This window comes from Xylophilus sp. (assembly GCA_009914555.1).
Lineage (GTDB): Bacteria > Pseudomonadota > Gammaproteobacteria > Burkholderiales > Burkholderiaceae_C > WNDY01.
Genome location: WNDY01000041.1, coordinates 17,803 through 40,072, shown reverse-complemented (window position 1 = coordinate 40,072; position 22,270 = coordinate 17,803). Strand labels below are relative to the sequence as shown.

The window sequence follows — 22,270 nt, the reverse complement described above, 5'->3', positions numbered from 1 at the left end:
TTGGGGATCGTGGGCAACGCCGCCGTTCGGGCGGCTATCGCTGCGTTCTTCGTTTTCGTCTTGCTCGTCGGCATACATGCTCCTCATTGACATGCTATGCCTCACACACAAAATTTCGGACAGGCTCCTCTCGGCCGGCAGTTTCGGCACCTCCACCGCAGCGGCCGGGCTGAACCTGCAGCTGTCGGATACGGCAGCCCTGCGTCTGGACGCGAGCAGTCTTCAGTCCGACAGTCTCTACGACGTGGCCAACAACAAGACCCGCTCGCAGGGTCTCACCGGCAGCCTGCTGCTCAAGCCCTCGCGCGACCTGTCGGTGCTGATCGGGCTGGACCACTACAGCGACCGCTACGACAGCACCTACCAGGGCGTTCCGCTGGTCTCGGCCGCGGTGGCCAAGGATCCCAGCAGCATCGTGAGCACGGCCAACGGCCTGGTGGTGGACCGGGCGCTGCGCCGCGCCAACTACAACCCGGACGGCGCCTATTCGAATGCCGACGAGACGACCCTGCGTTCGCGCATCGACTGGAAGCTCGGCAATGGATGGTCCTCAGCCACCGATCTGACCGCCTACACCGCCAAGCGTGCGTTCGTGCTGAGCGACACCCAGACCTTCGTCGCGCCCAGCGCGGCCTTCCCCAACGGCGGGCTGGCGCGCACCCTGCAGCGCTTCTACCACGACCACCAGTTCTGGAACGTGCGGTCGGCACTGTCCAACGAGGGCAGTCTGCTGGGACTGAAGAACGGTTTCACTGCCGGTGCGGAATACAACCGCACCGACTTTGCGAGCCTGCGCCAGTCGGCGCCCAGTTCGGCCGTGAGCGTCGTCGATCCCTACCGCCCGGCGGTAGGCAGCTTCCCGACGTCCGACAGCGTCTACACCGCCTCGAACGTCAACTACGATTCCAGGCTGCGTACGGCATCCGTCTTCCTCGAAGACGCACTCCATCTGAACTCGCGCTGGCTGGCGGTGGGCGGGTTGCGGTACGACGACATCGATCTGGAGCGGGTCGTCACCAATTTCGGCGTGACGCCGAACACGGTGCAGACCGCGCATCCGCGCTACCACCCGGTCTCGTGGCGGATCGGAACCACGTACGAACTCACGCCCGACGCCACGCTCTACGCCCAGTACACGACGGCTGCCGTTCCGGTCTCATCCATGTTGCTGCAGTCGATCGCCAACACCGCATTCCGGCTGACCAGGGGCAGGGCCGTGGAGGCCGGCTTCAAGGCGAACGCGCTGGACAGACAGGTGACGCTCACCGGAGCGGCGTACTACATCAAGCAAAACGACATCCTGACCCGCGACCCCGCCGACTCCTCGCTCACGGTGCAAGGCGGCAGCCAGTCGTCGCGCGGAGTCGAGCTCAACGTCGGAGCTGCTGTAAGCCGCGCGCTGCTCCTCAATGCCTATGTCGGTGTGGTCGATGCCAAGTACGATGATCTGGTCGAAGCCGGCGGGGCCGTGCGCACCGGAAACCACCCGATCAATACGCCCCGCACCACGGCCGGCGTCCATGCGAGCTACAGGATTCCGAACACGGCGTTCTCGATCCAGGGCTCGGTGCGCCATGCCTCGGGCTTCTATACGGACACGGCCAACACCATCTTCGTCAAAGGCCACACCACGCTCGACGCAGCGCTGTCCTGGCAGGCGTCGAAGAACGCCACCGTGACGCTGCGCGGCCGCAACCTCACCAATGCCTTCTACGGCGAGTATTCCGGCTACCCCACCACGAACATCTACCTGGGCGCGCCGCGCAGCTTCGAGATATCCCTGCTCGGGAGGTTCTGAGGCATGCCGCATCTGCGGAACCTGATCCGCCAGGTTCACCTCTGGCTGGGGCTCGGCGTGGGCGCGGTTCTGATGCTTCTGGGCCTGACCGGCGCTGCGCTGGTCTTCTACCAGGAGCTCGATGCCGTACTCAACCCGGAGGTGCGCGTATCGACTGGCGGAGAAGCGCCGGGCTGGAACGCCGCCGTCTGGGATGACGCCCTGGCGACGCTGCGCGCGAGGTGGCCGCAGCGCGACGGAGCCTGGCGCTTCGAAGCGACCGGCCGGCCCGGTGCGCTGCCGGTGCGCTACCTGCCCGCAGGAAGCGGGCACCACGAGCAGCGCGGCATGGTCTGGCTGACACCCGAGGGCAAACGGGTGCTGCGATCCGAGGAGTGGGGCGGCTATCTCATGACCTGGATCTACGACCTGCACATGGAGCTGATGCTCAAGGCCCCCGGCAGGGCGCTGGTCGGCTGGAGCGGCCTGGCCTCGCTCGTGCTTCTCATCACAGGCATCTGGGCATGGTGGCCCCGAGGCAACTGGAGCAGGGCGCTTCGCTTCAAGAAGGATGCGTCCTGCCTTCGCACGCTGCGTGACGTGCACAAGCTTGCCGGGCTGGCCGGGTTCGCCCTGCTGCTGATGCTGTCGCTCACCGGCTTCATGCTGGCGTTGCCGGAAGAGAGCAACTGGGTGCTGGAGCAGACCGTGGGACCCCTCCAGAAGACGACCATGCCGGCATCGGTGCCGACCGGCCGCCCGCCGGTCACGGTGGTGCAGGCCCTGGCAGCCGCCCATGCCGTGATGCCGCACGGAAGGCTCGCATGGGTCGAGGTTCCGGGCCGCCGCGAAGGCGCCTTCATGGTGCGGGTCCAGCAGCCGGGCGATCCGAGCTTCCGCTTCCCGCACAGCTACGTCTACGTCGACCAGTTCAGCGGCAGGGTCCTGGCAGTGCAGGACCAGCAACGGTTCGGCGCGCCGAACCTGATCAACAACTGGCTGCATCCGCTGCACGATGGGTCCGCAGGCGGCTTGCCCTTGCGCATCCTGCTGTGCGCGGCAGGACTGCTGCCGGCGGTGCTGTGGCTCACGGGATGGTGGCGCTGGCGGCTGCGTGCACGCGCCGTGCAACGCAGCCATCGCGCCGTCCGGACAACGGCTGCATGAGCTCCATGGGAACGTCGCGGAGCCATCCACGGTCGGGAGCAGGACACCGAAGCCAGGGGGTGAAGTCGCGCTCGATGATGGCTGCTGTCGGGTATGCACGGTGCAGTGCCGCGTCGTGCACTATCCGCCCTGCGGCGGGTGCGCGTCGTCTGTTTTTGGCGAAAGGGGTGTTCAGCGAGCGGCCATGCCGCCTGGCGCAGGCGTCCGGAGTCCGGGGGTGCAGCAGCGCTTCCAGGACAAAGCCGGTCGGCCCTGTCGCGTCCCGTTCGCCGACCGCAAGGCCCAACTGCCGCCAGAGCGCCGGACTGAGCGGCCGTACGGCGATGCGGGGGTCGTGCGCCGGCGCATGCGGTTCCTGCGGCAGCAGGGCCGCGCCGTAGCCGGCGGCGACCAACGTGCGGATCGCGTCGTTGTAGTTGAGTTCGATGCGCGGGCGGCACGGCAGGCCGGCCGCGGAGAACCATTCCGCGGTGAGCCGGTAGAGATGGGTGGAGGCGTCGTTCAGGATCAGCGGCCGCGCGGCCAGCCACTGCGGCGTGAGCCGCCGGGGCGCCTTCCAGGCCGCCGGCAGGACGGCCGCGACCGGCTCGCGCCGCAGCGGTATGACCTGGACGCCGCGCACCGGCGCCTGCGGCAGCGCCACGACGGCCAGGTCCAGGCTGCCCACGGCCAGCCGGGCCATGCTGTCGCTGGACGTCAGCACCTGCACGTTCACGTCGATGCCGGGATGGTCCCGGGCGAGGCGTTCGAGCGCGGGCGGCAGCAGGTGCGCGATGGCGCCGGTCGAAGCGCCGACCCGCACGCGGCCGGTCTGGCCCGAGAGCTGGCGCCGGACGTCCTCCACCGCGTCGTCGGCGTCCGCCAGCAGCCGGCGAGCGCGCGCGATGAAGCGCTCGCCCAGGGCGGTGGCCTGCACCGGCCCGCGCCCGCGCACGAGCAGGCGGCCGCCGAGCCGCGATTCCAGTTCCGCGAGCTGCACGGTGACGGTGGGTGCCGCCAGGTGGAGCGCGCCCGCGGCGCGGGCCAGCGACCCCAGGTCGGCGACAACGACGAGGGTGCGCAGATGGTCGAGGCTCAGTTCCCGCATCCCTTCAATTTAACTTTTCTGAATCCGGCGTTCCATTTATTTAGCTGGAGCCACAGAAGCCTCGCCGCTATGGTTGCGTTCCATGGACCTCCACCTCTTCATCGACGGCGACCAGGGCACCACCGGCCTCGACCTGCGAAACCGGCTGCGCGGCGGCGGATTCCGCATCCGCACGCTGCCCGCGCACCTGCGCAAGGACGCGGCTGCTCGCCGGGCCGCGCTCAACGAGAGCGACATCGCCATCCTCTGCCTGCCCGATGCCGCGGCCCGCGACGCGGTGGCGATGATCGAGAACCCCGCGGTGCGCGTCATCGACGCCAGCTCCGCGCACCGCACGAGTCCGGGCTGGGTCTACGGCCTGCCGGAGCTCGATGCGCGGCAGGCCGCGCGCATCGCCTCGGCGCGGCGCGTGGCCAACCCAGGCTGCTATCCCACGGCCGCCGTCGCCCTGCTGCGGCCGCTGACCGACGCGGGCCTGCTGCCCGCCGGTTATCCGCTGGCCATCCATGCGGTCTCGGGCTATTCGGGCCAAGGCCGGGCGGGGGTGGAGGCGCACGAGGCCGGCGGTGCGGCGCATGCGCTGCGCGTCTACGGCCTGGCGCTGGAACACAAGCACGTGCCGGAAATCCAGGCCCATGCCGGCCTGTCGGAGCGGCCGGTCTTCGTTCCCGCCTATGGCAGCTACCGGCAGGGCATCGTGCTCACCATCGGTCTGCATGCGCGCATGCTGCCCGCCGGCGCCAGCAGCGGACGCATCCACGCCTGCCTCGCGGAGCGCTACCGCGGCGCGGCGCATGTGCGGGTGCTGCCGCTGTCTTCGGCTGAACCGGCGATGGAGCTGGACCCGCAGGCCCACAACGGCTCCAACGACATGAGCCTGGCCGTGGCCTGCAATGCGCGCACCGGCCAGATCGTGCTGGGCGCGGTGCTCGACAACCTTGGCAAGGGCGCGGCCGGCGCGGCGGTGCAGAACCTGCGGCTGATGGCCGGCGCCGGCTAGCCGGCGGCCGCGGCGGCATACTGGCCGGCGGTGCTTGCCCAGGGCGGCTGAACCGCGCTGCAACTGTCCGCACGACCGGCGGTTGCCTGCCTGCCGCGTCATTGGGACGGCCACTTTCCCATGCATTTCGACCTCTTCGACCTCAAGCCAGCTCTTCGTCTACGTGGCCGCGGCGTCCAACCTGCGCAAGGGGGCGGAGCGGGTCTGCATCTCGCTGGCGGCGGCCGGCCCACGCATTCGACGAGCACCACAGCGCGGGCCGAGGGCACCGCACCCGCGGGTATCCTGCCGCCGCTGGCGGGCCATCGGGCGCAGCCTGGAATTCCGCATCCAGGTCAGCAGCTCCGAATCGATCTGCCTGCTGGCGGAGGAGGAAGGCATCGGCACCGTCCCGCGCTCGTCGGCCGGCGGTGTGGCACGCGCACGCCGCAGCTGCAGATCGTGGCGCTGTCCGATGGCGGGGCTCGGCGCGAGACCAGGGTCGTCCTCCGGGCGCATTCTCTGCTGTCCACGCCGGGGCTCACGGCAGGACCACGTCGCGCAGCGCATGCCCGGTGGCCATGCGGTCGAAGCCTTCGTTGATGCGTTCCAGCGGCAGCTGCTCGCCCATGAGCCGGTCCACCGGCAGCCGGCCCTGGCGGTACAGGCCGATGTAGCGCGGTATGTCGCGCACCGGCACGGCCGAGCCGATGTAGCTGCCGCGCAGCGTGCGCTCCTCGCCGACGAGCTGCACCGGCGGCAGCGCGAAGCGCTTGGTCGGGTGCGGCAGGCCGGCCGAGACGGTCATGCCGCCGCGGCGGGTGATGGCCCAGGCCAGCTCCAGCGCCGGGATGGCGCCGGCCATCTCGAAGGCGTGGTCCACGCCGCCGGCCGTGGCCGCGTGCACCTGCTCGGCGGCATCGGGCGCATCGGCGCGCACCGTGTGGGTGGCACCGAGTTCGCGGGCCAGCGCGAGCTTGTCGTCGTTCAGGTCCAGCGCCACCACGGTGCGTGCGCCGCTGGCCACCGCCGCCAGCAGGGCGCTGAAGCCCACGCCGCCCAGGCCCAGCACCGCCGCCGAGGTGCCAGCCTGCACCCGGGCGGTGTTGATGACGGCGCCGGCGCCGGTCAGCACCGCGCAGCCGAAGAGGGCGGCCTCGGCATGGCTGATCTCGGCGGTCTCGCCTTCGAGCCGGACGCAGGAGCGCTCGGACACGACCGCGTAGTCGGCGAAGCACGACACGCCGATGTGGTGGTTGAGCGGCTCGCCGGCCGGCGTGGCCAGCCGTCGTTCGCCCGACAGCAGCGTGCCGGCGCTGTTGGCCGCGGCACCGGGCTCGCACAGCGCGGGCCGGCCTTCGGCGCAGGGCAGGCAACAGCCGCAGCTGGGCATAAAGACCAGCACCACGCGGTCGCCCGCGCGCAGGCGGCCCACGCCGGGGCCGGTCTCGACCACCTCGCCGGCCGACTCGTGGCCCAGCACCATCGGCAGCGGGCGCGGCCGGTCGCCCGAGATGACCGACAGGTCCGAATGGCACAGGCCGGCGGCGCGGATGCGCACCAGCACCTCGCCGGGGCCGGGCGGCGCGAGCTCGACCTCGCGGATGGCGAGCGGGCGGCTCTGCGCATAGGGACGGGCGACGCCCGACTGGGCAAGCACGGCGGCACGGATCTTCATGCTGGTGTCTCCTGGATTGTTCGGGCGCAGTCTATGCCGGTGCCGCGCCCGTGCCCGTGCCCGTGCCCGTGCCCGTACCGTGTGGGCTGCGGCACCGCCATGCCGAACACCCGGACGACTGCGGAAGCCCGGCGCCGCCCGGACGGTGTGACCGATCGTCAGGCAATGACGCTTTCATGCGCGCCGAGCGACTGGCTCGTGACTTCCTGCAGGAACTCGATGAAGGCCCGCACCCGTGCAGACTGGTTGCGGTTGGGCGGGTAGGCGATGTGGATCTCCGGGCCCCAGCTGGCGTAGTCGGTCAGCACGGCCCGCAGGGTGCCCTGCCGCAGGGCCGCGGCGGTCACGAAGGTGCTGACCTGCACGATGCCCGCGCCGGCGATCGCGAACTCCATCAGCGACTCCGCATGGTTGATGTTGAGGTGCCCCGAGATCGCCTGGGTGAAGGTCCGCCCGCCCTTGGTGAAGCGCCATTCGCGGTAGTTCTGCGACTGCGGAAAGGCGTACGACAGGCAGTGGTGGTCGGCCAGGTCGGCCGGCGTGCGGGGCTCGCCGTGTTCCGCCAGGTAGGCCGGCGAGGCGCAGGCGAGCCAGCGGTACTGACCCAGGCGGTGGGCCACCAGGCCGGCATCGGCCGGGGGTCCGATTCCGACGACGGCGTCGAGGCCTTCATGTGCCATGTCGGGCCGGCGGTCGCTGAGCTCCACGTCAAGGACCACCGCCGGGTGGCGGCGCCTGAATTCGAGCAGCGACGGCACCACGACCTGGCGTCCGAAGCCCACGGGCACCAGCACTCGCAGCCGCCCTTGCGGTACCGAGCGTGCGTTCGACAGCGCCATGGTGGCGTTGTCGAGTTCCTGCAGGATCGCCTGGCAGCGTGTCAGGAATTCCACGCCCTCGGCGGTAAGGTGCACGAAGCGCGTGGTGCGGTGCAGCAGCCGCACGCCCAGGTCGGCTTCCATGCGCGTCATGGCCTTGCTGACGGTCGATGGCGTCAGCTCCAGCGCCTCGGCTGCCGCGCTCAGGCTGTGCGTCTGCGCGACCAGCACGAAGATGCGCATGCTGTTGAAGTCCCATCCCATGGTGTCTCGCGTCGTCTTTGAAAATTCTTCATCAGTCTAGTGCCGGTATGTGGCTTGATCGTTCCAATCGGCTTTCCTACGATCGATGCTCGATTTCCTGGAGACATGGACAGACATGAAGATCACCAGCTTCCGCGCTGCGCTCGTCGAGGTTCCTGACGAGGACCTGGTCGCCATTGCCGAGACGCGCCAGGCCTGCACCCGGCCTATCGTGGCCCTGCAGCTGCATACCGACGCAGGCGTGGCCGGCATCGGCATCGGCTTCTCGGTGGGCGGCATGCATGGCGCGCTGCTGTCGGCCGTCGAGGAATTCGCTGAACTGATCGTGGGCGAGGACCCGCAGCGTATCCATGCGCTGCGCCACAAGATCACCCGGCATGCCGGCACCATGGCCCACGCCGGCATTTTCTGCACCGCCCTCTGCGCCATCGACCTGGCGCTGTGGGATATCGCCGGCAAGGCCGCGAACCTGCCGCTGTGGAAGCTGCTGGGCGGCTTCCGCCAGCGCGTGCCGACCTATTCCAGCGGTCCCCTGCACCGCAACATCACGACCGCGGCAGGGGTGAAGGCTGCGCAAGCGGTCAAGGAGCAGGGCTTCCGCTACGTCAAGATCAACCTGGCGCTGGAAGGCGAGTTCGCGCCGAACCGCGAACTCGAACGCGCCCGGGCCGTGCGCGAAGCCCTGGGGCCGGACATCCAGCTGATGGCCGACATCAACGACCGCTGGACCGTCGGCCAGGCCGTGGAGATGGCGCACCGGCTCGAAGAAGTCGGCCTGTTCTGCATCGAGGACCCGGTCCGGCACAGCGACTACGACGGCATGGCGCACGTCACCGCATCGACGCACACGCAGATCATGTCGGGCGAGAGCGTCTGGGGCGTGGCCCCCTTCCGCGAGATGTTCGCCCGGCGCTCGGTGGACATCTGCATGATCGACGTGATGCACGTGGGCGGCATCACCGCCTGGATGGAGGTCGCCGCCATGGCCCGCGCGCACGGGCTTCCGGTGGTCAGCCACATCATGCCGGAGTTCCAGGCGCAGCTCGTCGCGGCCGTTCCCAACGGGCTGCTGGCCGAATACAAGGCCTGGACTTGGCGGCTGTTCGACGGCGCGCCCGTGTTCGAGCAGGGCGATTTCGTGCTGTCCGACCGCCCCGGGCACGGCCTCGAATTCAGCGCCGAATTCAAGCAGCAGCTCTGACTTCCGGTTCGCACGCGAAGACCACAAGACAAGGAGACACCACCATGCAAGCCCGCCGCCTGTTCCTGGGCGCGGTGGCTTCGGCCGCCGCATGCCTTGCCGCCACGGTCCATGCCGGCGACGGCTGGCCGCAGCGCCCGATCCACATCCTGCTGCCGGTGGCCGCGGGGGGCACGTCGGACGCGTCCACCCGTCTGGTGCAGTCCGCCCTCGAAAAGCGCCTGGGCCAGCCGGTGGTCATCGAGAACCGGCCGGGCGGCACCGGCACGGTGGTGGCCAACCTCGTCGCGTCGGCCAGCCCCGACGGCTACACCCTCGGCATGGTGAACATGCCTTTCGCGGCCACGGCCACCTCCCTCAAGCCGTTCACCCCGGTGGCCTTCTTCCTGCAATCGCAGACGGTCTGGTCCGTGCGCAGGAGCGACGGAATCAAGAACCTGGCCGACCTGGTGCGGGTGGCCAAGGCCGAGCCCGGCGCGGTCAGCTACGCTTTCGGCGGGCGGGCACAGGCCAGCCAGTTCTCGGTGGCGGCCTTCGAGCGGGACAACGGCATCAAGCTCACGCCCGTGCCCTACCGCGGCGCGGCGCCTGCGCTCACCGACGTGGTGGGCGGGCAGGTTCGCATGCTCTTCAGCACGCCCACGACGGCCGCCGTCTATGCGAAGCGGGGTGACCTTCGGCCCATCGCGGTGGCCTCTTCCAGGCGCTCGCGGCTGATGCCCGACGTGCCCACGGTGGCGGAACAGGGCTTCGCGCCGATCGACATCGGCGAATGGTCGGCCTTCATCGGCCCGGCCGGCATGCCGGAGGCGGCCGTGCAGACGTTCAACGCGGCCCTCGCCGAGGTGGTGGCCGATCCGCAGATGCGGCGCAAGCTCGAAGGCTTGGATCTGGAGCCGCGGCCGATGAAGCCGGCCGAAGTCGGCGCCTTCCTCGAAGGCCAGATGAAGTTCCTGCAGCAGCTCATCAGCAGCACCGGCATGCAGCTCCAGTGACGCCGCATCGGCAGGCACATCGGCCGGCCCAGCCAGGGGCCTTGGGTATGGTCTGGAAGCGCCCTATTGGCAGGCGCTTTCAGCCCTTGGCCCCCGGAGTATTCAGGCCGACCGGGTCTGGTTGCGGCCGGCGCGCTTGGCCTCGTAGAGCGCCTGGTCGGCGCGGGCCAGCAGCGTGTCCATCGTCTCGCCGGGGGTGCGCCGCAACTCGGTCACGCCGATGCTGACGGTATAGCGCAGCATGCCCGGCGACGTCTCGATCCCGCTGCGGATGCGTTCGGCCACGCCCAGCGCGGTGCGCAGTTCGGTCCCGGGCAGCAGAACCACGAATTCCTCCCCACCGTAGCGGCCCAGCGTGTCGGGCGCGCGCAGCATGCCCTGCAGCTGCGCCACGAAATCCTGGAGCACCCGGTCGCCGGCCTGGTGGCCGTGGGTGTCGTTGACGGCCTTGAAGTGGTCCAGGTCCAGCAGCAGCACCGACAGGGCGGTGCGCTGGCGGCGGGCCCGCTCCACCGCAGCCTCGAACACGTCCATCAGCGCGCCGCGGTTGAGCACGCCGGTCAGCGTGTCGTGCCGGGCCAGGTACTGGAATTCGGCGCGCACCCGGTCGGTCGCCAGCACGATGCCGCCCACGCTCAGCAGCAGCACCGTGAGCGCGTTCATGCCGATGTAGAGCGCCTGGATCCAGGTGGGGTCCATCAGGGTCGATCCGGCCGATCCGGTGAACACCGCCGCCAGCCGCCCGAGCAGCACCACGATCTCCATGCACAGCACGCCGACCATGAAGCGCCGGCCGAAGCCCTGCATGCCGTGGCGCAGGTACAGCCGCAGGTGCGCGGTGAACAGCAGCGAGGTGACCGAGGTGGCCACGACCAGGCGTGCGCCGTAGCTGGGCTGCACGTAGGTGTACCAGGCCATGACCGGGCCGAGCGCGAGCGTGACCGCGGTCCACCCGCGGGTGTCGCGCCGCCCGTCGAGGAAGCACTGGCTGGCGGCGTAGAACAGCAGGGCGCCCTGGAACACGACCATGTTGCCCGCCACGATGCTCAGCAGGTCCGGCAGCAGGCCGCGCGCGCCCACCAGCAGCGTGGCGACCACGCAGACGGCCGGCGCGAGCATCCACTCGCGCAGGCCGCGCACGCCCGGCGGCGCGCTGCGGTAGAGGAAGAACATCACCAGCGACATGACGAGGCTCATCACGCCGGTCAGGACGATGACCGAGCGCGGGTCGATGGCGAAGTTGGACAAGGGGTTCACGGGCGCGTGCGCGAGGCTGCCGCCGGAGCGGGCGTCTTGGGCCTGTAGTCGCACCACGGCGCCACCTGGCACTGCCAGCACAGCGGCTTGCGCGCCTGGCAGACGTAGCGGCCGTGCAGGAGCAGCCAGTGGTGCGCATGGTCGACGAACTCCCGGGGGACCCGCTTCATGAGCTTGAGCTCCACCTCCAGCGGCGTCTTGCCGGGTGCCAGGCCGGTACGGTTGCTCACGCGGAAGATGTGGGTGTCGACCGCGATGGTCGGCTCGCCGAAGGCCACGTTGAGCACCACGTTGGCCGTCTTGCGGCCCACGCCGGGCAGCGCTTCGAGCGCCCCGCGGTCGTGCGGCACCTCGCCGCCGTGCAGGTCGACCAGCATGCGGCAGGCCTCCATCAGGTGCCTGGCCTTGCTGCGGTAGAGGCCGATGGTCCTGATGTACGACTCCAGCCCTTCCAGCCCCAGGTCGAGGATGGCCTGCGGCGTGTTGGCCACCGGATAGAGCCTGCGGGTGGCCTTGTTCACGCCCACGTCGGTCGCCTGGGCCGACAGCAGCACGGCGGCCAGCAGTTCGAAGGGCGTGGTGTATTCCAGCTCGGTCTTGGGCGACGGGTTGGCCGCCTGCAGGGCCTGGAAGAAGGGAACGATATCTGCTTTTTTCATCGCTGGGCCGCCCCCGGGGTGAACAGCGCCCCCCTGGGGGGCAGCGGTCCGCGCGGCGCGGGGGGCTTGGGGGCGGTCGTTTTCATGGAGGCAACGGCCGAGTGTAGGGCGGAGGGCCGCCGCGCGCGTGGCGGCGGCGCATCGCGTGCCCGGCGGCCGCTGCGCAAGAACGTTACCATCCGCGAGCCACCGGCCCCCGCAGGGGCCGGTTTCCCCTTCGCAGACAGCTCCTCCACCATGCCCGCTTTCGCCTCCCGCCTCGCCAATGTCGAAACCTCCGCCATCCGCGAACTGTTCAAGCTGCTGGGCAGGCCCGGCATCATCAGCTTCGCCGGCGGCTTCCCGGACGGGGCCATGTTCGACGTGCCCGGCATCACCGAGGCGGCGCACCACGTGCTCGCCGAGGAGCCCGGCGCCCTGCAGTACGGAGCCACCGAGGGCTGGCAGCCGCTGCGCGAGCAGCTCGCCGCCTTCCTGAAGGCCAAGGACGTGCGGGACGTGGCTGCCGGCGACCTCATCGTCACCACCGGCAGCCAGCAGGCGCTCGACCTGATTGGCAAGACGCTGATCGATCCGGGCGACAAGGTGCTGGTCGAAGGCCCGACCTTCCTGGCGACCATCCAGGCCTTCCGCCTCTACGGCGCCGAGGTCATCAGCGCGCCGATCGACGCCGAGGGCGTGCAGGTCGACCGGCTGGAACGGCTCATCGCCGAACACCGGCCCAAGCTGGTCTATCTGATTCCCACCTTCGGCAACCCCAGTGGCGCACTGCTGTCGCTGGAGCGCCGCCGCAAGGTGCTGGAGCTGGCGGTGCGGTACGGCACCTTCGTCGTCGAGGACGACCCCTACGGCGACCTGTATTTCGACGCGCCTCCGCCGCCGAGCTTGCTGGCACTGAGCCACGAGGTGCCCGGCAGCCGCGAACTGCTGGCCTATGCCGGCAGCCTCAGCAAGGTGCTGGCCCCGGGCCTGCGCGTGGGCTGGCTGCTGGCGCCCCAGGCGCTGCTGGCCAATGCGGTGATGTGCAAGCAGTTCAGCGACGCCCACACCAGCACCTATGCCCAGGCGACCGCCGCGCAGTACCTCCAGAGCGGCCGCCTGCCCGGCACGCTGGCCCGCGTGCGCACCGTCTACCGCGCCCGCGCCGCGGCCATGGGCGAGGCGCTGCGCAGCGAACTGGGCGACGCCATCGACTTCACCGCGCCGCAGGGCGGCCTCTTCATCTGGGCCCGCCTGACCGGCGCCGGCGGCAAGGTGGCCGACGCGGCCGAATTCGCCCGCCGTGCCATCGCGGAGAACGTGGCCTTCGTGCCCGGGGCACCGTTCTTCGCGACCGACGCCGACCCAGCCACGCTGCGCCTGAGCTTCGCCACGGCCGACGAGGCCCGCATCCGCGAAGGCGTGGCACGGCTCGCCCGGGCACTCTGAACCGCCCGCCATCCCCACCGGCAGCGCCATGGTCGACCTGATCCGCACGGCATGTCGACCGGCACGCTCGACAGCTGCGCCACGCGGTCACGCTGCTGCAGCCCGCCGGCACCGCGCCCTGGCGCTGTAGGCGGCACCGGCTGGCCCGTCGGCGAAGGCCGCGCCTGCGGCTACGGCTCGGTCTCGCCGATCTGGCGCAGGGCGGCCCGGTCGCGCACCACCAGCCCGGAGGGCTCGATGCGGATGACCGCGTCGCGCTCCATGGACTTGAGTTCCTGGTTCACCCGCTGGCGCGACGCGCCGAGCAGGTGCGCCAACTCCTCCTGCGCGAGCTGCAGGCTGATGCGCGTGTCGCTGCCGTCGGCCGGCGCGGGCACGCCATAGCTGCGCGCCAGATGCAGCAGCTGCTTGGCCAGGCGGGCGCGCAGCGGCAGGGTGTTGAGGTCTTCCACCAGGCCGAACAGCAGCCGGATGCGCCGCGCCTGCAGGCGCAGCAGCGCCTCGTAGAACTCGGCATGCTGCGCCAGGATCTTTCTGAAATCGCCGCGCGCCACGCAGAGCGTGCTGGTGCTGCCGTGCGCATAGGCATCGTGGGTGCACCGGTCGCCGTCGAAGAAGGCCACATCGCCGAACCAGACGCCGGGCTCCATGTAGGTCAGCGTGACCTGCCGGCCGGCGAGCGAGGTGGAGCTGACGCGCACCGCGCCGCGCGCGCAGGCGATCCATTCCTGCGGCGGATCGCCGCGCGCGGCGATCAGGTCGCCGTCCTGGTAGCGCTTGACGTAGGCGCATCGAAGAATGTCGTGCCGCAGCGCGGGCGAAAGGGACGAGAACCAGCGACCGCTGTTGATCGCTTCGCGTTCCTCGACGGTAAGCATCGGCTCGTTCATGGCGTGTCCGGCGCGCGGCCTGCGGCGCCGGGCCGTTCGTTGTCTCTACTCGAAGTGGGGAGTCTGTTTGTCCAGGAAGGCGCGGATGCCGATGCCGCCGTTGGCATGGTGCAGGTTGGCCACCAGATGGTCGCGTTCGGCTGCCAGCTGCTGGGTCAGCGGGTGCTGCGGCGCGTCGGCCAGCAGTTCCTTGATGCTGGCGAGCGCATTGGGCGCGCGGCCGTTGAGCCGCCCGGCCAGGGCCAGCGCGTCCTGCAAAGCGCTGCCGGGCTCGGCCACGCGGTTGACCACGCCGAGCCCATGCAGCCGCTGGGCGCCGATGCTGCCGCCTTCGAGCAGCAGTTCGGCCGCGAGCTGGCGGGGCAGGGCCCGCGCCAGGTTCCAGCTGGCGCCCCCGTCGGGCGACAGCGCCACGCGGCTGTAGGCGGCGGCAAAGACGGCATCGCGCGCGGCCACGATCAGGTCGCAGGCCAGGGCGAGCGAGAAGCCGGCGCCGGCCGCCGCGCCTTCGACCGCGGCGATCACCGGCTTGGGAAAGGCGTGGATGGTCTCGATCCAGCCATGCAGCGCCTCGACGCTCGCGGCCTGCGCCGAGGGCGGCTCGTTGCGGCGCGCCAGCAGGCGCCGCAGGTCGCCGCCGGCGCAGAAAGTGCCGCCCGCGCCGGTGATGACGACGCTGCGCACCTCCGGGTTGGCATCCGCGGCGTTCAGCGCCTCGACGCCCGCGACGTAGATCTCCGGCCCCAGCGCGTTGCGCGCCTCGGGGTTGCTGATAGTGAGCACCAGGGTCTGGCCCTGGTGGTGGCTCCTGAGTTCGGACGGCATGGAAGGCCCTCAGTCTTCGTCTTGCAGCAGGCTCAGCCCGATCGCGCCGCGACGGCGCAGCCAGGGGCTCGGGCGGTAGCGCGAGTCGCCATACACGGTCTGCAGGTTGAACAGCACCTCCAGCACGTTGGTCGGCCCGAGCCGGTCGCCCAGCGCCAGCGGCCCGGCCGGATAGCCCAGGCCGAGCGTGACGGCGGTCTCCAGATCGGCCGGCGAGCAGATGCGCTGCTGGCAGATGTCGCAGGCGATGTTGACGATCATGGCCAGCACGCGCTGGGTGACGAAGCCGCCGCTGTCGCGGATCACGCTGACCGGCTTGCCGTCGCGCGCGAACAGCGCATGGGCCGCATCGCGGAAGTCGGCCCGCGAGGCCGGGTTGGTGGCCAGCACGCGGCGCTTGGTGGCCGCGTCCTCCACCAGCAGATCGATGCCGACGGTGCGCGCCGGGTCCAGGCGCTCGACCACCGCGACCGTGGTCACGTCGTAGCCCAGCGGCGCGACCAGCGTCAGCGCCTGGGGCGAGGGCGATTCGCCGGTCTCGATCGTGGCGTCCAGGTGCTTGAGCAACTGGAACAGTTCGGCGCGCCGCGCGGCGCGCGAGGACACCCAGACCGGGGGAATGCGCTGCACCACGGGCACAGGCAGCTCCGGCGCCAGCTGCTGCACACCGTCCACATAGCAGTAGAAACCTTCGCCGGTCTTGCGGCCGAACAGCCCGCCGGCCCTGCGCTGCGCGGCGATCACGCTGGGGCGAAAGCGCGGCTCGCCGTAGTACTGCTGGTAGATCGACTCCATCACCGCATGGGACACGTCGAGCCCGGTCAGGTCCAGCAGTTCGAAGGGCCCCAGCCGGAAGCCGGCCTGGTCGCGCAGGATGCGGTCGATGGCGGCGAAGTCGGCCACGCCTTCACCCGCGATGCGCAGCGCCTCGGTGCCGTAGCCGCGGCCCGCGTGGTTGACGATGAAACCGGGAGTATCCTGTGCCAGCACTGGAGAATGGCCGGCCTGCCGTGCATACTCCGACAGGTTGCGTGCGACGTCGGGCGCGGTGCGCAGGCCGGGGATGACTTCCACCACCTTCATCAGCGGCACCGGGTTGAAGAAGTGCAAGCCGGCGAAGCGCTCCGGCTTCTGCAGCGCCGCGGCGATCGCGGTGACTGACAGCGACGAGGTGTTGGTCGCCAGCACGGCCGCGGGCCCGACGATGCGCTCCAGCGCGGCGAACAGCGTCTGCTTGGCGTCCAGCCGCTCGACGATGGCCTCGACGACCAGGTCGCAGTCCGCCAGCTCCTCCAGCGCCGCCGCCGGGACCAGCCGGGCCGCGAATGCCTGGGCTCGCGCACCGTCGATGCGGCCCTTGTCGCGCAGCCGTTCCCATTGCCCGGCCACGCGGCCGCGGGCCGCGTCGGCGGCGCCTGCCTGGGTATCGAACAGGCGGACGGTGCTGCCGGCCTGGGCCGCGAACTGCGCGATGCCCTGGCCCATGACACCGGCGCCCACAACGCCCACTGACTTATAGGTAATTGTCATAACGGCATTATCTCTACCACGCCGCCGCCGCACGCGCAAAGTGGGATGTGACAGAATCGGCCGCACTTCAAAAGGGAAGGGGGAATGCGTGAAACATCGCGGCGCGGTACTGGGTCTTCTGCTGTCTGTGGTGGGGCATGAGGCTCTGGCACTCTCGCTGGGAGCCCCGCGCGGCGCAGTCACTCTCGGCCAGCCGCTGGACCGGCTGATCGACGTGCAGGCCGACGCCGGCGAAGACCCCGGCACCAGTTGCAACCGCGCCGAGGTCGCGCTGGGCGACAGCCGCCTCGACGGCGCCCGGGTGCGCCAGATCCCCGTCACTGATGTCCAAGGCCGGCTGACCGCCGTGCGGTTGCAGACCACCTCCGCGGTCGATGAGCCGGTGGCTGTCGTGCGCCTGAGCGTGGGCTGCGGCAACCGCATCACCCGCAGCTATACCCTGCTGGCCCACCTGCCCGAGACCGTGGCCCGGTCGAGTTTGCCGGTGGCCATTCCCTTCGCTGCGGAGACTGTGCAGCGCGAGGCGGCTGCGGCGCGGCCTGCAGCATCGACGCCATCTTCGGCCGCGGCCCCGGCGGCCGAGACGGCTGAGGCGCGGCCGGCGACTCCGCGCCGGCCGCGCTCCGCTGCGGCTGCGGCTCCTTTGGCCGACGAGCAGCCCTCCCACGCGGCGGCGGCGCCGCGCGTCTCCGTCCGCGCACCTGCGCCGGCGCCCGCCGCCGCCTCCGCACGGCCACGGCTGGCGCTCGACCCGCTGGAGGACTGGCCCGGCACGCCGGGCACGCTGCGCCTCTCCGATGGTCTGGCCAAGGTGCCGGCGGAAGAGCCGTCGGCCCGGCGCAGCGAGGCCGCGGCGCTCTGGAAGGCGCTCAACGCCTCGCCCGAGGACGTGCTGCGCGGCGCGGACCGCCTGCAGGCGCTGGAGGCCGAAGTCCGCAACCTGCGGGCCGCCGCGTCCCGTGAAAAGGCCGCCTCCGCCGAGTTGCAGGCCCGCCTGGAGCAGCAGCGGTCCGAGGGGTTCGGCGGCACCGTGGTCTACCTGCTCGGCCTGCTGTTCGCGCTGGCCCTGGCGCTGGCCGGCTGGCTGTTCGCCCGCAGCCGGCGCGACGAGAGGGCGCGCCGCAACTGGTGGCAGTTCAACGGCACCGGCGCGGCCGCGGAGGCCGCAGTGCCTGCACCCGAGCCCAAGGACACCACGGCGCCGGTGCCGATCGCCCCTGCGGCGGCCAGGCCGGCAACTGCTGCGCTGCCGGCTCCGGCGCCTGCCTTCGTGCAAGGCATCGACGTGGATCTGGCACATGTCGAGGCTGCCGCTTCGGCCTTCGGCCACCTGACGGCGTCGCCTTCCGCCGCCGCTTCGCAAGGTGGGCGGGTGGTCAACCCCGAAGAGCTGTTCGACGTGCGCCAGCATGCGGACTTCTTCGTCTCGCTCGGCCAGTACGAACAGGCCATCGAGGCGCTGCAAAAGCACATCGCCGAATACGCCGAATCCAGCCCGCTGGCCTACCTCGACCTGCTGCACATCTTCCATACGCTGAGCCGGGTCGAGGACTACAGCCGCCTGGCCCAGCGCTTCGGCGAGCATTTCAACGGCACCGTGCCGCCGTTTGCCGAATTCCACCGGCCGACCTACGGCATGGAAGACTATCCCGAAGTGCTGAAGTCGATCGAGCGCGTCTGGGGCACGCCGGAGTCGGCGGTGCTGCTGGAAGCCCATCTGGTGCGCCGCCCGGGCGCACCCCGCACAGCCGGGCCTTTCGCGCTCGATGCCTACCGCGAACTGCTGCTGCTCTATGCCGTGGTGCTGGATGCCGGCTATGCCAACGCGCAGCCGGCGAAGCCGCGCGGCCATGCCGGAACCCATCTGCGCGACGCCATCGACGGCCTGACGGTGGAAAGCCGCATGCTCGACGTGGAGCCGCTGGAGCCTTCGCTGATGCTCGACATCGACCCCCCGGCGGCGCCCGCGCTGTCGTCGCCGGCCTCCGGCCCCGATGCGCCGCACGGCAATCTCATCGACTTCGATCTCGATGAGGAGATCGAGGCCGGGCTGGCACGCAGCGCCCGCTCGAAAGCATCGGCCCGGTGAGTCTGGCGCCATGCCGCGCCGGTGCCTGCCGGCGCAGCGGGGCCGGCCCAGGTCAGCGCCGGACCTGCAGAGCGCCGGGGTTGACGATCTTGGTCGGCGTGCCGCGGATGTAGTTCACCACGTTGTCGAACGCCGCGCCGAAATAGAGTTCGTAGCTGTCCTGCTCGACATAGCCGATGTGCGGCGTGCAGATGCAGTTTTCCAGACGCAGCAGCGCGTGGCCCTGCAGGATGGGTTCGCTCTCGAACACGTCGACGGCCGCCATGCCGGGCCGGCCGCGGTTGAGCGCAGCGATCAGGGCATCGGGCTCGATCAGTTCCGCACGCGAGGTGTTGACCAGCAGCGCGGTCGGCTTCATGCGCGACAGGTCCTCCAGCGTCACGATGCCGCGCGTGGCGTCGCCCAGCCGCAGGTGCAGCGAAACCACGTCGCACTGCTCGAAGAATTCCTCGCGGCTGGCGGCGGTCTGCAGGCCGTCGGCCAGTGCCTGGGCGCGCGAGGCCTCGCGGCCCCAGATGCGCACGTTCATGCCAAAGGCGCGCGCATAGCCGGCGACGATCTGGCCGATCTTGCCGTAGCCCCAGATGCCGAAGGTCTTGCCGCGCAGCACCGTGCCCAAGCCGAAGTTCGGTGGCATGGACGCCGCCTTCAGCCCCGACTGCTGCCAGGCGCCATGCTTGAGGCTGGCGATGTAGTGAGGCAGCCGGCGCACCGCGGCCATCACGAGCGCCCAGGTCAGCTCGGCCGGCGCGACCGGGGAACCGACGCCCTCGGCCACGGCCACGCCGCGCTCGGTGCAGGCAGCCACGTCGACATGGGCGCCGACCTTGCCGGTCTGCGCGATGAGCTTCAGGCGCGGCAGTTTGTCGACGAGCTGCCGGGTGATGTGGGTGCGTTCGCGGATCAGCACGATGACGTCGGCGTCGCGCAGCCGCACCGACAGCTGGCCCAGCCCCTTGACCGTGTTGGTGTAGACCTTGGCCGTGTACGGGTCGAGCCGGCTAGCGCACTGCAGCTTGCGCACCGCGTCCTGGTAGTCGTCCAATATCACGATGTTCATGCCGCCATTGTGCCTTGGCGGATGTGCCGGTCCTCCGTGCAACCAGTGGCTGGCCGCGGCTACGCGCATCGCGCGTCCGGGGCGCGGCAGGTCGTGCAAGGCGTCGGCATCAGGCCGAGGCCGCTTCGCACCGGGCCAGGCGTTCGAGTTCTGCGCAGACCTCGTCCATGCGGCCCGAGATCACCATGCGGCCGCCACCGGCCGCCGCGCGGCACACGCGCACGCCGCGCCGTGCCGTCCGGGGCTGGGGCGGCTGGCCGAGGGCCAGCACGATGGGCTGCGGCGCATCCTGCGCAGGCTGCACGCCCTGTACGGCGGCGGGGGCTGGCGAAGGTGTGGCGGATTCCGGCGCCCGGCTGCGCGGCGTGCACGACAGGCCGCGCAGTGCCTGGCGGACTGCCCGCGCGGCCCGCGACAGGGCATGGGCCGCGGCGGGGGAGGGAAGGGTGAAGCTGGAAATGCTGGCGATGGCAAGGCGCATGTGGTTTCTCCGGCTCCCGCTCTGCGGCAGAGGTGCCGGACGCAGGGATGGGCGCCGCCCGCCGCTGCGCATCGGCGCGGCTGGGCTGGCTGGACACAGACAGGATTGCAGGCGGCACACCGCCCTCCGGACGGCACGTGCAAGGCGTGCCCCGGAGGAACGGTCCATCGCGCGACGGCGCCACGGCAGGGTCGCCAGGGCGGCCGCAGGGCTGCCCTGGTACGCCCGCCACCTGCCGGGGCACCGAAGGGGTTGCTAGTTCAGCATGGTGTTGCGGATCAGGCCGACGGCGAGCCCTTCGATCTCGAAGGGCTCGCCGGGCTCGACCACGATGACCGGGTAGTCCGGGTTCTCGGGCAGCAGCTCGATCCTGCCGGCGGTGCGGCGCAGCCGCTTGACCGTTACCTCGTCGCCGATGCGGGCGACGACGATCTGGCCGTTCTTGGCGTCGTGCGTGGCCTGCACGGCGAGCAGGTCGCCGTCCATGATGCCGATGTCGCGCATGGACATGCCGCGCACCTTGAGCAGATAGTCCGGTTTGGCGGCGAACAGGCTGCTTTCGACGTAGTAGGTCTGGTCGACATGCTCCTGCGCCAGGATGGGCGAGCCGGCAGCGACGCGGCCGACGAGCGGCAGGGCCAGCTGGGCGAAGCCCGGCAGCGGCAGGCTGAACTGGCCGCCGCGCGCGGCATTGATGGAGCGCACGGCCTCGCCGCGCAGGCGGATGCCGCGCGAGGTGCCGCTGACCAGTTCGATCACGCCCTTGCGCGCCAGCGCCTGGAGGTGCTCCTCGGCGGCGTTGGCGGACTTGAAGCCGAGCTCGGATGCGATCTCGGCGCGCGTGGGCGGCGCGCCGGTGCGGGCGATGGCGGTCTGGATCAGGTCCAGAATCTGCTGCTGGCGGGCGGTGAGCTTGGGACTGTCGAACATGGCGGACTCCAGGGCGGATCGGTACGGTGCCGGCCAGCGGCTGCCGGCCTGTTTCTCTATCCAGTAACTGTATTTTTGAACAGTCTTTTGAAAAATGCAAGACACGTGCGCAGAAAAGACGATCGCGGTGTTGGGCACCGGCGGAACCATTGCCGGCCGGGCGACGGCGGCCGGCGACAACCTCGGCTATCGCGCGGCCCAGCTGACCGTGGCCGACCTGCTGTCCGCGGTGCCGGGCCTGGACGCCGCGGCGGGCGGGGCGCGCATCGTGGTCGAGCAGGTGGCACAGCTCGACAGCAAGGACATGGACTTCCCGACCTGGCAGCGGCTGGCCGCGCGCTGCGCCCGCTGGCTGGGCGACGAGGCGGCGCAGGGCATCGTCGTGACGCACGGCACCGACACGCTGGAGGAGACGGGCTTCTTCCTGCAAACCGTGCTCGCGCCGGCGAAGCCGGTGGTGCTGGCATCGGCCATGCGGCCGGCCACGGGGCTCCAGCCGGACGGGCCGCAGAATCTGCGTGATGCGGTCGCGGTCGCTGCCGTGGCCGGTGCATCGGGCGTCCTGGCGGTGAATGCCGGCCGGGTGCACGGTGCCCTGGCCGTGCGCAAGCAGCACACCTACCGGCTCGAAGCTTTCGGCTCGGGCGAGGCTGGGCCGCTCGGCGTGCTGGAGGAGGGGCGGCTGCGGCGCTGGCAGCCGTGGCCGCGGTCCGAGCCCCTGGACGGCTTGGCGCTGCGGCGCGTGCTGGAGGCCGCGGCCTTGCCGCGCGTGGAGATCGTGTCCAGCCATGCCGATGCGGACGGCCTCCTGGTGGAGGCGCTGCTCGCCCAGCGGCGGCGGCAGCCGGCCGACGATCCGCGCCGGCTCGCCGGCATCGTGGCCGCGGGCACGGGCAACGGCACGCTGCATGCGGCGCTGGAGGCCGCGCTGGTGAGGGCCGAGGCCGCCGGCGTGGTGGTATGGCGCGCCACACGCTGCGCCGAAGGCGCGGTGCTGCCGGTGGCCGGCCGGCCGTTCGGGGATGCGGGGGAGCTTTCGCCATCCAAGGCGCGCATCGCGCTGGCGCTGGATCTGCTGGGCGCCGGCTCGGTATGGCGGAAGGTATAGTGGGAGTATGCGGCCATGACGGGCGGATTGTGTCCGCCGTGGACTGG

18 protein-coding genes and 1 pseudogene are annotated in these 22,270 nt (G+C 70.8%); 8 read left to right on the top strand and 11 right to left on the bottom strand.

Annotated features, from left to right (window positions below):
- Positions 1–91 precede the first annotated feature (91 nt).
- Both GAK38_RS16780 and GAK38_RS16775 read left to right on the top strand, forming a co-directional pair.
- A complete protein-coding gene (locus tag GAK38_RS16780; protein ID WP_325346055.1) occupies positions 92–1,798 on the top strand; it encodes a TonB-dependent receptor in 1,707 nt (568 codons plus the stop codon).
- A 3-nt stretch (positions 1,799–1,801) separates the two neighbouring features.
- Positions 1,802–2,944, top strand: coding sequence for a PepSY-associated TM helix domain-containing protein (locus GAK38_RS16775; protein ID WP_325346053.1), 1,143 nt, complete (start codon positions 1,802–1,804; stop codon positions 2,942–2,944).
- A 223-nt stretch (positions 2,945–3,167) separates the two neighbouring features.
- On the opposite strand, the pseudogene GAK38_RS16770 reads toward GAK38_RS16775, so the two are convergent.
- Positions 3,168–4,031 (bottom strand): annotated as a pseudogene (locus GAK38_RS16770) (LysR family transcriptional regulator); the annotation flags it as partial.
- Positions 4,032–4,113: 82 nt separating this feature from the next.
- Here GAK38_RS16770 and argC point away from each other — a divergent pair.
- Positions 4,114–5,031, top strand: coding sequence for an N-acetyl-gamma-glutamyl-phosphate reductase (gene argC / locus GAK38_RS16765; protein WP_325346051.1), 918 nt, complete (start codon positions 4,114–4,116; stop codon positions 5,029–5,031).
- A 520-nt stretch (positions 5,032–5,551) separates the two neighbouring features.
- On the opposite strand, the gene GAK38_RS16760 is transcribed toward argC, so the two are convergent.
- Positions 5,552–6,688 carry a zinc-dependent alcohol dehydrogenase family protein gene (locus tag GAK38_RS16760; protein WP_325346050.1) on the bottom strand — a complete coding sequence of 379 codons (1,137 nt, stop codon included), beginning with the start codon at positions 6,686–6,688 and terminating at the stop codon, positions 5,552–5,554.
- Between the two features lie 158 nt (positions 6,689–6,846).
- Positions 6,847–7,770: a LysR family transcriptional regulator gene (locus tag GAK38_RS16755; RefSeq protein WP_325346048.1), complete on the bottom strand. Its 924-nt coding sequence runs from the start codon at positions 7,768–7,770 to the stop codon at positions 6,847–6,849.
- Positions 7,771–7,885: 115 nt separating this feature from the next.
- Between GAK38_RS16755 and GAK38_RS16750 the strand changes: the two genes are divergently transcribed.
- Both GAK38_RS16750 and GAK38_RS16745 read left to right on the top strand, forming a co-directional pair.
- Positions 7,886–8,971, top strand: coding sequence for a mandelate racemase/muconate lactonizing enzyme family protein (locus tag GAK38_RS16750; protein ID WP_325346046.1), 1,086 nt, complete (start codon positions 7,886–7,888; stop codon positions 8,969–8,971).
- Between the two features lie 44 nt (positions 8,972–9,015).
- Entirely contained in the window at positions 9,016–9,966 is a 951-nt protein-coding gene (locus GAK38_RS16745; protein WP_325346044.1) for a Bug family tripartite tricarboxylate transporter substrate binding protein, read from the top strand.
- 102 nt (positions 9,967–10,068) lie between these two features.
- On the opposite strand, the gene GAK38_RS16740 is transcribed toward GAK38_RS16745, so the two are convergent.
- Together GAK38_RS16740 and nth are read right to left on the bottom strand one after the other, a co-directional pair.
- On the bottom strand, positions 10,069–11,223 hold the full coding sequence (locus GAK38_RS16740; RefSeq protein WP_325346042.1) for a GGDEF domain-containing protein: 1,155 nt from the start codon (positions 11,221–11,223) through the stop codon (positions 10,069–10,071).
- On the bottom strand, positions 11,220–11,882 hold the full coding sequence (nth, locus tag GAK38_RS16735; protein WP_325346041.1) for an endonuclease III: 663 nt from the start codon (positions 11,880–11,882) through the stop codon (positions 11,220–11,222). Before nth ends, GAK38_RS16740 begins: the two co-directional genes overlap by 4 nt.
- Positions 11,883–12,119: 237 nt before the next feature.
- Here nth and GAK38_RS16730 point away from each other — a divergent pair, with 237 nt between their 5' ends.
- Positions 12,120–13,310, top strand: coding sequence for an aminotransferase-like domain-containing protein (locus GAK38_RS16730; protein WP_325346039.1), 1,191 nt, complete (start codon positions 12,120–12,122; stop codon positions 13,308–13,310).
- A 170-nt stretch (positions 13,311–13,480) separates the two neighbouring features.
- Here the strand turns inward: GAK38_RS16730 and GAK38_RS16725 are convergent, their stop codons facing one another.
- The 3 genes from GAK38_RS16725 to GAK38_RS16715 are packed head-to-tail and all read right to left on the bottom strand — an operon-like array spanning position 13,481 to position 16,555.
- Positions 13,481–14,200, bottom strand: a complete 720-nt coding sequence (locus GAK38_RS16725) for a Crp/Fnr family transcriptional regulator (protein ID WP_325346037.1) — start codon at positions 14,198–14,200, stop codon at positions 13,481–13,483.
- Between the two features lie 45 nt (positions 14,201–14,245).
- Positions 14,246–15,025 carry an oxepin-CoA hydrolase, alternative type gene (locus GAK38_RS16720; RefSeq protein WP_325346036.1) on the bottom strand — a complete coding sequence of 260 codons (780 nt, stop codon included), beginning with the start codon at positions 15,023–15,025 and terminating at the stop codon, positions 14,246–14,248.
- Between the two features lie 9 nt (positions 15,026–15,034).
- Entirely contained in the window at positions 15,035–16,555 is a 1,521-nt protein-coding gene (locus GAK38_RS16715) for a 3-hydroxyacyl-CoA dehydrogenase (protein ID WP_325346034.1), read from the bottom strand.
- Between the two features lie 130 nt (positions 16,556–16,685).
- On the opposite strand from GAK38_RS16715, the gene GAK38_RS16710 reads away from it, so the two are divergent.
- Positions 16,686–18,644 (top strand): type IV pilus assembly protein FimV, encoded by a 1,959-nt coding sequence (locus tag GAK38_RS16710; protein ID WP_325346032.1) that lies wholly within the window; start codon positions 16,686–16,688, stop codon positions 18,642–18,644.
- Between the two features lie 52 nt (positions 18,645–18,696).
- Here GAK38_RS16710 and GAK38_RS16705 read toward each other — a convergent pair whose 3' ends face one another.
- From GAK38_RS16705 to lexA, 3 genes are all read right to left on the bottom strand, one after another.
- Positions 18,697–19,704 carry a D-2-hydroxyacid dehydrogenase family protein gene (locus tag GAK38_RS16705; protein ID WP_325346030.1) on the bottom strand — a complete coding sequence of 336 codons (1,008 nt, stop codon included), beginning with the start codon at positions 19,702–19,704 and terminating at the stop codon, positions 18,697–18,699.
- Between the two features lie 109 nt (positions 19,705–19,813).
- Positions 19,814–20,185 carry a hypothetical protein gene (locus GAK38_RS16700; protein WP_325346028.1) on the bottom strand — a complete coding sequence of 124 codons (372 nt, stop codon included), beginning with the start codon at positions 20,183–20,185 and terminating at the stop codon, positions 19,814–19,816.
- 255 nt (positions 20,186–20,440) lie between these two features.
- Positions 20,441–21,115, bottom strand: coding sequence for a transcriptional repressor LexA (gene lexA, locus GAK38_RS16695; protein ID WP_325346026.1), 675 nt, complete (start codon positions 21,113–21,115; stop codon positions 20,441–20,443).
- A gap of 94 nt (positions 21,116–21,209) precedes the next feature.
- Here lexA and GAK38_RS16690 point away from each other — a divergent pair, with 94 nt between their 5' ends.
- Positions 21,210–22,223, top strand: a complete 1,014-nt coding sequence (locus GAK38_RS16690) for an asparaginase (protein WP_325346025.1) — start codon at positions 21,210–21,212, stop codon at positions 22,221–22,223.
- Positions 22,224–22,270 lie beyond the last annotated feature (47 nt).

Bases quoted from the DNA above. Each gene is read 5' to 3' on its own strand.
- GAK38_RS16720 (WP_325346036.1), bottom strand. From the start codon at position 15,025: ATGCCGTCCGAACTCAGGAGCCACCACCAGGGCCAGACCCTGGTGCTC.
- GAK38_RS16715 (WP_325346034.1), bottom strand. From the start codon at position 16,555: ATGACAATTACCTATAAGTCAGTGGGCGTTGTGGGCGCCGGTGTCATG.
- GAK38_RS16705 (WP_325346030.1), bottom strand. From the start codon at position 19,704: ATGAACATCGTGATATTGGACGACTACCAGGACGCGGTGCGCAAGCTG.
- GAK38_RS16775 (WP_325346053.1), top strand. From the start codon at position 1,802: ATGCCGCATCTGCGGAACCTGATCCGCCAGGTTCACCTCTGGCTGGGG.
- GAK38_RS16780 (WP_325346055.1), top strand. From the start codon at position 92: ATGCTATGCCTCACACACAAAATTTCGGACAGGCTCCTCTCGGCCGGC.
- GAK38_RS16745 (WP_325346044.1), top strand. From the start codon at position 9,016: ATGCAAGCCCGCCGCCTGTTCCTGGGCGCGGTGGCTTCGGCCGCCGCA.
- GAK38_RS16700 (WP_325346028.1), bottom strand. From the start codon at position 20,185: ATGCGCCTTGCCATCGCCAGCATTTCCAGCTTCACCCTTCCCTCCCCC.
- GAK38_RS16730 (WP_325346039.1), top strand. From the start codon at position 12,120: ATGCCCGCTTTCGCCTCCCGCCTCGCCAATGTCGAAACCTCCGCCATC.
- argC (WP_325346051.1), top strand. From the start codon at position 4,114: ATGGACCTCCACCTCTTCATCGACGGCGACCAGGGCACCACCGGCCTC.
- lexA (WP_325346026.1), bottom strand. From the start codon at position 21,115: ATGTTCGACAGTCCCAAGCTCACCGCCCGCCAGCAGCAGATTCTGGAC.
- GAK38_RS16690 (WP_325346025.1), top strand. From the start codon at position 21,210: ATGCAAGACACGTGCGCAGAAAAGACGATCGCGGTGTTGGGCACCGGC.
- GAK38_RS16760 (WP_325346050.1), bottom strand. From the start codon at position 6,688: ATGAAGATCCGTGCCGCCGTGCTTGCCCAGTCGGGCGTCGCCCGTCCC.
- GAK38_RS16725 (WP_325346037.1), bottom strand. From the start codon at position 14,200: ATGAACGAGCCGATGCTTACCGTCGAGGAACGCGAAGCGATCAACAGC.
- GAK38_RS16750 (WP_325346046.1), top strand. From the start codon at position 7,886: ATGAAGATCACCAGCTTCCGCGCTGCGCTCGTCGAGGTTCCTGACGAG.
- nth (WP_325346041.1), bottom strand. From the start codon at position 11,882: ATGAAAAAAGCAGATATCGTTCCCTTCTTCCAGGCCCTGCAGGCGGCC.
- GAK38_RS16755 (WP_325346048.1), bottom strand. From the start codon at position 7,770: ATGGGATGGGACTTCAACAGCATGCGCATCTTCGTGCTGGTCGCGCAG.